At 41.5% G+C, this 13,105-nt stretch carries 10 protein-coding genes; all 10 read left to right on the top strand.

From position 1 onward, the window contains the following. The first annotated feature begins 4 nt into the window (after positions 1–4). The 10 genes from HRJ06_RS13765 to HRJ06_RS13720 are packed head-to-tail and all read left to right on the top strand — an operon-like array spanning position 5 to position 13,096. Complete coding sequence (locus HRJ06_RS13765; RefSeq protein WP_174733511.1) at positions 5–2,059, top strand: hypothetical protein; 2,055 nt, start codon at positions 5–7, stop codon at positions 2,057–2,059. A 17-nt stretch (positions 2,060–2,076) separates the two neighbouring features. Beyond that, the gene (locus HRJ06_RS13760) at positions 2,077–2,760 is read left to right on the top strand and encodes a vWA domain-containing protein (RefSeq protein WP_174733510.1); all 684 of its coding nucleotides are present in this window, start codon (positions 2,077–2,079) and stop codon (positions 2,758–2,760) included. A 17-nt stretch (positions 2,761–2,777) separates the two neighbouring features. Continuing rightward, complete coding sequence (locus tag HRJ06_RS13755; RefSeq protein ID WP_174733509.1) at positions 2,778–3,659, top strand: PP2C family serine/threonine-protein phosphatase; 882 nt, start codon at positions 2,778–2,780, stop codon at positions 3,657–3,659. A 34-nt stretch (positions 3,660–3,693) separates the two neighbouring features. Further along, positions 3,694–4,848, top strand: coding sequence for a hypothetical protein (locus HRJ06_RS13750; protein WP_174733508.1), 1,155 nt, complete (start codon positions 3,694–3,696; stop codon positions 4,846–4,848). Next, complete coding sequence (locus tag HRJ06_RS13745; RefSeq protein WP_174733507.1) at positions 4,845–6,626, top strand: protein kinase domain-containing protein; 1,782 nt, start codon at positions 4,845–4,847, stop codon at positions 6,624–6,626. Before HRJ06_RS13750 ends, HRJ06_RS13745 begins: the two co-directional genes overlap by 4 nt. A 16-nt stretch (positions 6,627–6,642) precedes the next feature. Beyond that, complete coding sequence (locus tag HRJ06_RS13740) at positions 6,643–7,317, top strand: vWA domain-containing protein (protein ID WP_174733506.1); 675 nt, start codon at positions 6,643–6,645, stop codon at positions 7,315–7,317. 27 nt (positions 7,318–7,344) lie between these two features. Then, entirely contained in the window at positions 7,345–8,760 is a 1,416-nt protein-coding gene (locus tag HRJ06_RS13735; protein WP_174733505.1) for a J domain-containing protein, read from the top strand. Positions 8,761–8,776: 16 nt separating this feature from the next. Next, a complete protein-coding gene (locus tag HRJ06_RS13730; protein WP_174733504.1) occupies positions 8,777–10,255 on the top strand; it encodes an AAA family ATPase in 1,479 nt (492 codons plus the stop codon). Continuing rightward, positions 10,255–11,340, top strand: coding sequence for a nucleotide exchange factor GrpE (gene grpE, locus HRJ06_RS23605; protein WP_174733503.1), 1,086 nt, complete (start codon positions 10,255–10,257; stop codon positions 11,338–11,340). Before HRJ06_RS13730 ends, grpE begins: the two co-directional genes overlap by 1 nt. Positions 11,341–11,362: 22 nt before the next feature. Then, a complete protein-coding gene (locus HRJ06_RS13720) occupies positions 11,363–13,096 on the top strand; it encodes an Hsp70 family protein (RefSeq protein ID WP_174733502.1) in 1,734 nt (577 codons plus the stop codon). Positions 13,097–13,105: the final 9 nt, after the last annotated feature.

The following is a 13,105-nucleotide window of genomic DNA, read 5'->3' as shown; positions in this document are numbered from 1 at the left end:
ACAGATGAATCTTCAAAACCTCGTAAAAAACTACAAGTTATTTATTGATACAAGTACCTGGATGTTTCCCGATTCACAAAACTTTCTTTCCACCGAGCTCCCTCATGCTCTGTTAGAAGCAAAGGAGCAGATTAAAGTTCCAGTTCGGATTATAGAAGAAGTGAATCGGTTGATGACACATGAAAAACGGGAAACCAGGCATAAAGCGAAAAAGGCAGCTGCCCTCTTGAAATCCTATTTTGACCACGAAATTGCCAGGGCGTTTGGCAGCAGTTCTGATCCCTTTGCTGATCAGACGATCTTATATGTATTTCAACAGTTCAGGGTTAAATACAATTTGGCATTGATTACACAGGATCGAGGCTTGGCGCTTGATACGCTCAACCTAAACAACCAGCACGCTGTGCAAGGAAAACGTATTTACGTATATAGAATCAATGAATCAGGGGCAATTGAAGAATGGAATCCTGAACGCATTAAGGTCTCGTTAGGCAGAGATGATGCACCTTCGAGGCCAATTGCCACCACGGCACCTGTAAATGAGAAACGAACTTCAGGTTCACATAAACCTGAATCTGAGACAAAACCGTGGAGCCAGGTTACGAGAACGAGACCTGCGACAGCGGGCAAAAAACCAAAGCCTAATGAAATGTTTGCTCCAGGAACTCGAGTTATAACTCAGAAAGAAACAGTTATGCAAATTGGGAAGGTCCCTGATATTGGAGAAACGGTTTATTCCAAGGTGTACGGGGCCCTTCATCTTCAAAAAGAAGTGGGCAGCGGCGGTGAGGGAAAAATTTTCGTCTCCAACAACGGGATGGTATGCAAGATATACAAGCGAGACCGGATTACCCATGAACGATACCATAAGCTAAAAAGAATGCTAGAGGTACCGATTGATAAACCCGGAATATGCTGGCCCAAAGATATCATTACGAACGGCAGCAGCGAGTTCGTTGGATACATAATGGAGGTAGCTGACGGCAAACCGATGCAGACGGCCATGTTCCAGAAACCTGTGCTGGAAAAGAACTTCCCAAAATGGACTCGGAAGGATCTCGTTCAATTAGCCATTAGCATTCTTGGGAAAATAGCTTATTTACACGAACGCAATATCATTATCGGAGACCTTAACCCGTTAAATATTCTGATAAAAAATGAAAAAGAGGTTTATTTTGTTGATACGGACAGCTATCAAATTGAGAATTATCCTTGTCCGGTCGGTACAATAAACTTCACTGCTCCTACCCTGCAGGGAAAGAATTTTTCAACCTTTCTGCGAACATTTGAGGATGAATATTTTGCAGTCAGCACACTCGTCTTTATGATCCTTCACCCAGGAAAACCACCCTATTCCCAGCTTGGCGGTGGATCACCGGGAGAGAATATCAAAAAGATGGAGTTCCCATACCCTTGTGGAGAGAAGGGGAAGGGCACTGCACCCGATGGGCCGTGGAAGTACATATGGAGTCACCTGCCTTATAAATTGAAGGAAGCTTTATACGATACATTCACAGGAGAAAAAAGAGCCACCCCTGAGGAGCTGAGAGATCTGCTTGTTGAGTATCGTCAGTTAATTTCAAACGGCAAGCTTGGTGATGAATTATTCCCGAGCGGCCATAAAATTCCTAAAGATAAGGAAGCGATTGTAACTTGTACGGACAGGAATTGTACGAGTCCAACTGTAATCGTCCACATCGATTTTAAGGAAAAAGTTGAGAAGCGAGGCGGAAGGTTCGTTTGCGATCCTTGCAAACTCAGAAGAAAGTACGAAAAGCAAATGAGAACAATGGGCATGCCTGGGACTTCACATACAACGAATCAACGCAATTCAGGCCAATATCCGCCTCCAAGGCAGAATAATCCGAGACCAACATGGGTCCGCCCGCAGCCTGTGGCTTCAAATACCGGCAGTACACAAACAAAGCCAAATACAGCGACAAAACCAAGGCCTGTCCAGGCGAGGCCGCAGCCTGCTGCAAGGACAAACCCTGGAGCATCAACACAGCCTAAAACCTTTTTAGACAGAGCTATCAATATATTGAAAAAGTTTCAATAGACCAGGAGGAATTGACCATGTCACTACCATTTTCGCCAGAAGAATTTATGATCTCAAAACAAGAACTAGAGCTGAATCCTTCATCAAGGGTTCCCATATGCCTTGTTCTAGACACTAGTTATTCAATGAATGGGGAGCCTATTAAGGAGTTAAATAATGGTGTAAAGCTTTTTATGGAAGCGATACGCAGAGATGATATCGCCTGTGCCTCAGCGGAGCTTTCATTAGTTACATTTGGAGGAGAGGTTAAGCAGCTGTTTGATTTTGGAAGCATCCACCGCCAGACGATTCCCCATTTGGCTGTAGAGGGAGTTACCCCGATGGGAGCAGCTGTTAATCATGCTTTAGATCTGCTTGAAAGACGGAAATCTATGTATTCAGATTCGGGTGTCGACTATTTCCAGCCATGGATTGTTATTATGACAGATGGAGCGCCAACGGATGATATTACCATTGCGGCTCAGCGGACTAGCGAATTAGTCAGCAATAAAAAATTAACCGTATTCCCAATTGGAATCGGACCTCATGCTGATATGACGACACTGCACCAGTTTTCGCCAAAGCGGAGACCACTTCGCTTAAAGGGCTTGCGGTTTGTTGAATTCTTTGAATGGTTAAGCAAAAGTGTTTCTGCTGTATCACAATCGACACCGGGTGAAAAAGTGAAGACCGAAGCTGTGGATGACTGGGCAGAATTATAGTAAAAAGGAAGTTTGAAATGACAATTACACATTGGAAAATCGCTAACGCCCAAACAGCCGGGCGGGGACATTTGAAAAGCAATATACCCTGCCAGGACTATACATATTCCATGCAGGAAAATGGTTTGACGATCCTGCTGCTTGCGGACGGTGCAGGGTATGCAAAGCATTCCCATAAAGGGGCAGAAGCTGTTGTGAAAAAGACCGCGAGCCTGCTTGCAGATCACTTTGATGAGTATTTTACAGCAGAAGATGACGATCAGCTTAAAAGAGTGATAATCCGTGAGCTTCATGAAGAGATTAAAATGATTGAGGGATTTGAAGGGGATATTAAGCAATATGCCTCGACACTCTTATTTATAGCTATAAAAGGAGATCAATATGTTGCAGGCCATATTGGCGATGGCCTAATTGGAAAAGAGCAGGACGGTGAGTTAAAGGTCTTCTCGTTTCCGGAAAATGGCCAGTTTGTCAATACTACTTTCTTTGTCACATCTGAGGATGCCTGGAAGCACTTTCGCCTTTACAAAGGGTTAGTAGGTACCGCAGCTGGGTTCGTTTTAATGTCAGACGGGACGGCAGAATCTTTATTCAATAAAAAAGAAGAGCGGCTAGCTCCTGCAATTACAAGAATGTTTGAATGGCTTAGGGATCATCCCAGCCAAAAGATATCTGCCGTGCTAGCCAATAACCTGGATGCCGTCATCAAGGAACAAACCCATGATGATTGCAGCATTGCTATTGCAAGTCTTGTTACTTTAGACCCTGAAGTTTTATTGGCAGCAGATAACGAGTATCTGAGAGACTTCATGGGCACTCATTCACGGTTGCCTGATGAAAGGAAACCGTCAAATCCAGAACTCGGTCAAGAAATAGCAGATGGAGCTCCTTCCGAATAAGAAAGGACTCCCTTTATATGAAGGGGGTATATATATGGCAAGTTTAACAAAAATTCGCTTTATTGATCCGAAGGCTTTAATCCGCCTTGACTGGATTCTTTTATTGCTAAGCTTTGGATTCATTTATTTTTATTATCACACCGGTTTCATGATGCCTGTTGACTTAATCGTGTATATGGCCGCGATTAGCTTGCTGAATTACTTGTCTAAGCGGTATAACGATGTACTCGCTGCAGCTCTAGGCTACAGCCTGACAGCATTCTTTTTGCTGCTTTATAGCATAGGTTTCGACGGGCCGGCAAAGCTGTTATTTTTCGCACCGTTTATCTTGTTCTTTATCGTTTTATTCAAGAATTTCCCAAGCAGTTTTCTAAGCGGTATCCTGCTTGGCTACTGGATGCTGTGCTTCTATTTGGCCTTCCAGAATATGAATTCTGGCATGCCCCATTTAACCTATGCTTTTAGTTTTCCTATCTTCCTAAACATTATGGAAAACAGCGAATTCTTACTAATGATTGGTGCGGTGCTGTTTTTATTTTCAAAGCCTAATCAGTACCGTCCAGCTTCAAAAACAATGAAACTGGCACGTACTTGGTTTTGGATGTCTATTCCAGTTTTCATAATTGCCTATAAAAATGACAATTTGGCTGAGTTGCAAGGTGCGGCTATTTATTTAGCACTTACATGGATTGCGTATACATCATTAAAAAAGGATAAGATCCTGCTTTCTTCTGTCGCCTATGCAATTGTAGCCTTTATCGCTTGTTATTTTATAAGGCAGGAATATTCCATCGAAAACTTTTATTTTTTACTGATCGTGCCGTTGCTGGTTCTGCTGCTCGTTAATTATTTTAAAATTAGTGCACAATTCTTCGTTGGATTTTTCTTGGCGTTTTGGGTGGTCCAGATTTACGCCATTTATAAGGTTGCGGATGCGGGTGTTTATCAGGCACTCAGCTCGGTATTAACTGTAAATGGAATAAAGGAGGCCATTTCTTACTTATGGCTTTTCCTACTGACAGGAATTCTGCTGGCTCAAAACAAAGGACTGTTAAATTCAATAATTACCTATTTAGAGAAGCTAAACCAGAAACAAAAGAGTATAGTTACTAGCCGAAGCAGGAGAGAAACAGCTGCAAGCAGCGAAACACGGCCAAATTCCAATGCAAGGGATTGGGACAGCTTATGAACCAAGCTAACGAAAAGAGAAACAAACCAGTCGATTTGCTGAAAATTACGAATCAATATCTGATTTTCATTGATACGTGTGTCTGGATGTATCCACCGTCTAAAGAGCTGTTGACAAAGATCCTTCCCGAAGCATTGTTTGTCAGGAAAGCAACCGTCAAACTTCCGCATCGAGTCATTGAGGAAATCAACCGCAAACTTGGAGATTCGGATACAGAAACAAGAAAAAGAGCCAAGTTTGCTTCAAAAATGGTTGGCCTTTACATAAAGTCTGGGCTTGTACAAGTTCTTGGCGATGACGATGATCCATTTACAGATCAAACTATTTTGTATGTTTTTCAGAAATACAGTGATAGGCATCATTTATGTTTATTCACACGTGATAGAAAACTAGCAAATGGTGTTCATGATCTTTCAAAGCAAGAGGCTGTCAGTCTTAAAAACTTTTTGCTTTTTGGTGTCGCGCCGGATGGAAGTACCTACCAATGGGAATTTGACGAGAAAGATCAACAGAAAAAGGTCATTTTTCAGTATCAAAATAAACCTAAACAAGCTATTCTTGCACAAAATTCATTTGAATTGCCTGAAAGAGTACAGCTTCCTAAAGTTTTTGGACAAAAAACATTGGACCAAGTTTTTACCTTGAACCACGGGATTTTTCATCTTGGGGATAGGATTGGAGAGGGTGAACACGGGACGGTCTATAAAGCTGCCAAGGGCTATGCTTGTAAGATTTTCAACTCAGAGCAGATTAGCGAGCAGACCTATCAGAAGCTCGCTGAAATGCTGAAGACACCAGTCGCTGACGAAGCGATTAGCTGGCCGCTGGATTTGGTTTTTAATGAGCAGAAAGAATTTATTGGCTATATGATGAGGCAGGGAAGAGGAGAATCATTACAGAGAATTATTAAAACCAAACTATATCTATTAAAAAGATTTCCTGATTGGACACGTAAAAACCTGATTGAACTATCGCTCACGATAGTGCGTCATGTTGCACAATTACATGACAAGGGAATTGTTATTGCTAGTTTAGATATGGACAATATTTTAGTTGAAAGTGATAAGAAACTAACTTTTATTAACACCGATGGATTTCAGGTTGGATCCTTTCAAGGAGAACGCTTTTTAGTCAATTTTACTCCTCCTGAACTGATGGACAGTGAGCCTCAACTACACACAATACAACATGATCTATATGGGATAGCGGTATTAGTATTCCAGATCTTGCTGCCAGGCAAGCTTCCATATGCCTTTCAAGGTTCGGGGTCAAGAGGAGAGCACATTTCAGAAAAACTGTTTCAGTTTACCTTTAATCCTCGATACATACCAAGATATGAAAAAAGTACATGGAACAGTATGTGGGCTGGCTTGCCTTATCATCTTCAGCAGCTATTCTACGAAACTTTTACGAATTCAAAGCGATTCCCGTTAGAAGTATGGGAGAAAGCACTAAGATTTTATAAAGATAGCCTGAAATCTGGTGAGCTTCCAAGCGAAATTTTCCCAAATGGATTAGCTCTTTCCGATGAGAAAAATGTTCAGGTTAAGTGCGAATCCTGTAAAACATTTCACTTAATGCGTAAAAGAGAGCTTGAAAGATTGAAAGAGTTAAGCAAATACACCATTTGCGAAGGCTGTTATAAGCAGTTTATCCGAGAGGAGACTGTTCCCAGAACGAAGGATGGCAGCAAGACAGCAATAAAGCCTGGCCGAGCTGGATGGGAAGAGAATATTTCCTTTCTAAATGCGATTGCATCTTATCGGGATGAAATATGAGACAGGAGGAGAAGTCATGGTGGAACTTGTCATTCCAAGCGGGGAACTAATTGCTAACCCTGCCACGCGAATACCTGTATGCCTGGTGTTGGATACCAGCGGTTCAATGTCAGGAGAACCTATCGTCAAATTAAGAAAAGCTTTGAAAAGTTTTATAACAGATATCCTTCAGAATGATGTTTCGAAGGCTGCGACGGATTTAGCTGTGATTACGTTCGGCAGCAAGGTTTTGACGCTATCTGACTTTCAAAATGTAAAACCAGGTCTGGATATTGAATTTGCCGCAGGTGGCAAGACCCCTTTAGGCGAGGCGATCGGGTTAGCGAATCAGCTTGTCGCTAGAAGAACAGCTTTATACCAGGGGACTGGCGTTGAATACCATAAGCCATGGGTTGTCCTATTGACTGATGGGGCCCCGACAGACAGCATCGAATCCTCTGTGGCGGAAACGATCCGGGCTATCGAGAATAATAAAATTAACTTTTTTCCCGTCGCGGTAGGCGAGTATGCTGATATGGATGTATTAAAACGCTTTTCTCCTAACCGGGCACCTCTTGTACTTGCTGAGTTAAAGTTTAACGAATTCTTCTCATGGCTAAGCGAAAGTGTTCAACGGGTCTCTGAGTCAATGCCTGGGGAGGAAATCAAGCTGCCTCCAGTAGCACCGTGGAAGGACCTTTCAAAAAAATAACATTTTCTGGTGCAAGGAGGTTAGGGGATGACCGATAATTATTATGAAGTACTAAACATCGCTTCCTCATCAACTGAGACAGAAGTCAAAAGAGCTTATGTCCTGCAAATAAGAAAATTCCCAGTAGAAAAGCATCCTGAGAAATTTAATCAAATCAGGACTGCTTACAACACGCTGAAGGTGAAAGAGTCAAGACGGGAATACGATACGATGCTCCTGTATGGGGACGAAATCAAGCAGCTTCAGGATCAAGGAATGGAAGCCTATGAAGACGAAGAGTACGAAAAGGCATGCGATTTTTTTAAGAAAATATTAATTATTGAACCAAGTCTATCGGAAGTACGCAACTTTTATGCCCTTTCTCTTTTGTATATTGGCGAGGAAGATAAAGCCATTCATCAATTTAAGCGCTTGATGGTCATTGAACCTGAAAATTCTACCTACCAGATGAATTATGCAAAAGCATTAGAGGAAAATGATCAGTTCGATGAAGCGATGCTCCAGTATAAAAGAATGTATTTGATAAATCCAGCTAATATGGACGCTTTGTTCGGACTGATTGATTTATATGTCTCCCAACAGCATTTGCCAAAAGCAATGATCTTCCTGGATAAGTCGATAAAAAGCCAGAAGGAAACAGGATTTGTTTTGTTTTATTACTTGATGAAAAGAATGGATTTAACGATAAAACTAAAGGATGAACAGGAGCTCGAAAAAACACTCGAGCAAATAGCCCAGCATGCTAAAGGGTACCCAGAGGAGCAGGATCGAGTCCATTCTGAGCTTATGGATGTCGGCTTGCAGCTTTATAAAGAAAAGCTCTATAGGTTTTCGCTAATTATTTTCAAGTTCCTGGCACCGTACCGACAAAAACAAGCAGAGTTTCTAGAACTGTTAGCAGAAACCGAAAAGAGAGCGGCGGTTTATAGTGAATATGACAGGATGGCAGATGAGGGCCAGGTTATAAAATCAGTGAGAAATATTTTGTTAGTTTACTTGTTCGGTGATGACTTTACCGAAGAAGAGTTCGATCAATACAGCGAAAGAGCGTTTGAAGACATTTATCATGACAGCAAGTTTAGTCCAGAAGCTACGCTTAAATCGATTAAGTTGCTTAGAAATAAATATCCTGCGCTTTATGAATGCCGGAGTGAAGTGTTTGAAAATTATTCCCGCTTGAGTGAAGTGAGCTTAAGGCGGGACGAGCAATTTGATTTAGTATTAAAGGACTCGTCCGTTGCATTACCTGTCATTAAATTAGTTGCTTTTTACCTTACTTATTTTGAAACAGAACAGGAAAAAGAGGCAGCCTTTGATGAGATTTGGGATGAGCTTTCTGACGAAAGTGCTGGTTCTTTAAAAAAATCTTCACAAAGGATTGAAAAAAAGTATCCCGATTTATTTGAGCTTAACAGGAAGTTTTTTCAAGATATGCAGTCATAGAAATGAGTGACTAACCATGGATCATAAACGAAAAGAACGGCTGCTTGAATCAATGCGCGCTTTGGACCAGGAAGTCAGAGAGGCCCTTTTAGCTGAGGATATGGAGCTATTTCATTACCATCTTTTGAGAGCTTACCGGCTGAATAATAAGGTTTCAGGATTAAAACTCGATCAGCAAAGTGATAATCAACTGAATGTTCAGAGCCAGTTCTATCAATATCTGAAAAGCTGGCACCAGCAGGCGGCCCAATATTATGAAGGAGCAGGGCAGTATGAAGAGGCGAAACGAGAGTGGCTTGGGGCTATCTCATTTCTGAAAGAGGATTTAGATCCAGAACCTCATATTCAGTATGCTCATGCGGAACTGCTTTCACAAAATATAAAGGTCAGCCGCGATATTAAGGACCTTATGCCGTATATATCGAAACATAACGTAAGGGATGTCCAGCTTTCGTTAAGAAAAGCGAAGTTTTCATTGAAAACGGCTTCTGCCAATAACGGACTTACAGATGCACTTAACTACATGATTGGCTGGATTGATCAGCTCCAAAAAGCGATCGATGAGAGAGAAGATTTGACACTAGTTGACGTTGCTGAGGCAGATGGCCATATTAATGACATTCTTCTCGAGCTGGATGGATTCATAGGTTTAGTAAAAGTAAAGCAGAAGGTTAGAGAAATCTGCAATCTGGTAGCTTTTAATAAACTCCGCCAGGAAAAAGGCTTTAAAGTAGAACCTCTCAGCCTTCATATGATTTTTACCGGAAATCCGGGCACTGGGAAAACAACGATAGCCCGGATTGTAGCTAGGGTCCTTAAGGCACTTGGTGTCCTAAAAAAAGGACATTTGGTCGAGGCAGGCAGAGCAGATTTGATCGCCGAATACGTGGGGCAAACTGCTGTTAAAACGATGGGGAAAATTAAAGAAGCTAGAGACGGGGTGCTGTTCATTGATGAAGCCTATTCTCTGGTACGGAGCGAAGGAAACGACTTTGGAATCGAGGCGATTGATACCATAGTCAAGGAAATGGAAGATAAGCGGGAAGAGCTGGTTATTATTCTCGCAGGATATCCGAATGAGATGAACCGTTTTATCCTCTCTAACCCTGGACTTCAATCCCGCTTTAAAAACCAAATCTTGTTTGAAGATTATTCCATCGGCGAGCTAATGGCTATAGCCAAATTTATGCTTAAGCAGAGACAATTTAGGCTAACCGGCGGTGCTGAGCAGATCTTTAGAAGGATAGTGACTGACCGGGTTCAAATGAACCCTGATAATCATGGCAACGCAAGACTGGTTCGAAATTTAATAGAAGAGTCGATTTTAAGCAAAGCAAACCTTGTGGTATCCAATCAGGAGCTGGGCATCCACGAGGGAGAACTGGATGTCATTGATGAAACCATTATGAGAATGGTGGATTTTAATATGCTGTCTTCAAACGAATTAAAAGACCAGATCAGAGATAAGGTCCAGCAGCCGAAGGGAGTGATTTAGTGAGTGATGAATATGAGGGACTTGCCTACATTGGAAAGCTTATGCAGTTGGTTGAGACTTCCAACAGCCCTAAACTCGTCCAGCAGATGGAAAGTTTATTGGAATCTTCAGAACCACGCTCCGTCATAGTGATTGACAGCAAGGGCCATGTCCATTCAAATAGTTACCATGATTGGATTCAGCAAAAGAAGAAATTAATTCCAAACAAAATCAGTTTACCTCAGGCACCAAATGCGATTCCTTTTGAGCAGGTTATCAATCAAGCGGCCGGATTTATAGAGGTCGCTAACAAAATCAATATTCTCGCTTATTATCACACTGCAATTGCATCTCTGTATTATTTTCGCTCAAGCTTCGGAAGGAAGCAGAACTTTGATGAAACGATTACAGCAAAATGGGAAAAAGAATTCACGAACATAGAACACCAAATCAAAACTAAAGTAATGGAGTGTCTATCGGAAGGAGCACATATTTTGAACGAAAAATTAATGCCTGTGCTTGAAGAGGAACTAAACAAGCTTCAGGAAATAGAAGAATTCTATTATCATCCAGAGGAAAATGTTCCAGTCAGAATCCAAACTTCCTTGTCTGAACTCCAATCTCAGATACAAGGAGACTTAAAAAATAGTAATCGGGTTACGTTTAAACTAATTCAAGAGCTGCAAAATCAGCTGGAAGAGTTCAGCCAGCAGGCTAAATCGGATCAGGAAGACAAGATAGCTGAAGTGGTGGAGAAATCTGCTAAAAAATTGGGTCAGTTGAAAACTGTTTCAATTGAGATATTTGATATGCTTGATCTGGTCTACCAGGCTTCCTTGCAGACTAATGATTCCACTTGGAGCAAAGAAATCGAAGGTGCGGTCCTTAAGGTTTTATCTATCCTGGATCAGAACGGAATGATTGAAATTCCTGTAGCGAACAAGATGCTTGATGGCAAAATCATGGAAGTGATCGGCACTGTTTCTGAACAAGATATTCAGCCTAATTATCAAAAGTATCAAGTATATGCTGTCCATCAGCGTGGTTTTATGGAGAAAGATACTGGAAAGATTATTCGCAAAGCAAAAGTAACAACAGTCTATTAATACATAATTGGAGGAAATACATATGGCAATTATCGGAATCGATTTAGGAACAACGAATTCAGCAGTAGCATTTTTGAAAAATGGCAAGCCGGAAATTATCCCTAACCTTGATGGAGCGAGAACAACCCCGTCTGTTTTTCAATTAACAATTGGCGATGAAATCATTATTGGCCAGGATGCAAAATCTTCAATGCCTGGTGCCCCTGACCGAACAATTACTGAAGTTAAGCGCTCAATGGGTACAGATGTAACAGTTACGGCAGGAAACCAGGAATACCGTCCCGAAGAAGTTTCCGCACAAATTCTGCGTTATTTGAAAAAAAGCGCAGAGGATTTCCTCGGAGAAGCGGTAACTGAAGCAGTTGTAACGGTCCCCGCATACTTCTCTGACTCCCAGAGAAAAGCAACGCAAAAAGCCGGAGAATTGGCTGGTTTAAAAGTAGAGCGGATCATTAATGAGCCGACTGCTGCTGCGATTGCTTACGGAATGGAAAACCTTGAAAAGGACCAGAATATCCTTGTATATGACCTGGGCGGCGGAACATTTGACGTCTCAGTGGTTGAAATTTTTGAAGGCGTTGTCGAGGTAAAAGCAAGTGCTGGGGACAACCACCTTGGCGGAGTTGATTTTGATAATGCCTTAACGGAATGGATTAGTACCAATTTTCAAAAACAAGAAGGAATTGACCTGTTCAGTATAGGTTCACAAAAGGAAATTAACGAACGAAAAGCAAGAATTAAACTCGAGGCGGAAAATATTAAAAAAAGCCTTTCCTCTCAAAAAACAGTTGCTATTAATCTTCCGTTTATTGCGATGCACAATAATGCTCCAATTAGTATTAATACGAGTATCACAAGAGAAGAATTCGAAGCCATGATTGGGGATATGGCTCGTAAAACCATTACAGAAGTGGAAAAAGCATTATCCGATTCCAAGCTGTCTGTAGATGAGATAGATGAAGTTCTTTTAGTTGGGGGATCAACACGAATTCCACTTATTCAGCAGCTCGTAGAAGAAAAGTTTGGCAAGAAGGCTAAAAAAGATATTAACCCAGACGAGGCAGTTGCACTTGGCGCGGCGATTCAGGGAGGAATTAAAAGCGGGGAGATCGATACATCCCAAAGCATTATGGTTATCGATGTGTGTCCTTATACATTAGGTACGGAAGTTGTCAAAAACATTGGCGGACAGGTGGTTCCTGGATTCTTTGATCCGATTATTCCAAGAAACAGTTCTATTCCGATTAGTGAAAGCAAAGTTTACTATACAGCCAATGACAATCAAACAAGAGTGAATGTAAACGTCTTCCAGGGCGACAACCAATATATCGACCAAAACATTTTCCTTGGAGAATTTTTGCTTGATGGCATTCCTGCTGCACCTAAAGGAGAAGAGGCCATTGAGGTAAAGTTTTCGTATGACATTAATGGCACGTTACAAGTTGAGGCAACAATCGTAAGTACTGGCAAAAAAGCATCATCAGTTATTAAAGCTCAAGCAGGAGTTATGAGCGATGAAGAAGTAAATTTTGCTAAGGACAGACTGGACAAAGAGTGGAATCAATCAGAGCTTTACAATGAAGTAAAGAGTGTTATTACGAGGGGAGAACGGATGTTAGGTGAAACAACTGGCCTTGAGCAAGAAAAATTGTTTTCCCTGCTGCAAAATATAAAAATCGCTCTTAGCAGAAACGATAAAGCAATGGTGAAGAAGTATGAAGAAGAACTTACCGACTTGCTTATTGAATTGGTGTAGTGAGTAAAC

It is taken from the genome of Mesobacillus harenae (genome assembly GCF_013343715.1).
Classification (GTDB): Bacteria; Bacillota; Bacilli; order Bacillales; family Cytobacillaceae; genus Mesobacillus_A; species Mesobacillus_A harenae.
The sequence above is the reverse complement of the archived record's forward strand: the minus strand, read 5'-3'. Positions and strand labels throughout refer to the sequence as shown.

Coding starts and splice junctions, on each gene's coding strand:
- HRJ06_RS13740 (WP_174733506.1), top strand. CDS start 6,643: ATGGTGGAACTTGTCATTCCAAGCGGGGAACTAATTGCTAACCCTGCC.
- HRJ06_RS13720 (WP_174733502.1), top strand. CDS start 11,363: ATGGCAATTATCGGAATCGATTTAGGAACAACGAATTCAGCAGTAGCA.
- HRJ06_RS13730 (WP_174733504.1), top strand. CDS start 8,777: ATGGATCATAAACGAAAAGAACGGCTGCTTGAATCAATGCGCGCTTTG.
- HRJ06_RS13765 (WP_174733511.1), top strand. CDS start 5: ATGAATCTTCAAAACCTCGTAAAAAACTACAAGTTATTTATTGATACA.
- HRJ06_RS13735 (WP_174733505.1), top strand. CDS start 7,345: ATGACCGATAATTATTATGAAGTACTAAACATCGCTTCCTCATCAACT.
- HRJ06_RS13760 (WP_174733510.1), top strand. CDS start 2,077: ATGTCACTACCATTTTCGCCAGAAGAATTTATGATCTCAAAACAAGAA.
- HRJ06_RS13745 (WP_174733507.1), top strand. CDS start 4,845: ATGAACCAAGCTAACGAAAAGAGAAACAAACCAGTCGATTTGCTGAAA.
- HRJ06_RS13750 (WP_174733508.1), top strand. CDS start 3,694: ATGGCAAGTTTAACAAAAATTCGCTTTATTGATCCGAAGGCTTTAATC.
- HRJ06_RS13755 (WP_174733509.1), top strand. CDS start 2,778: ATGACAATTACACATTGGAAAATCGCTAACGCCCAAACAGCCGGGCGG.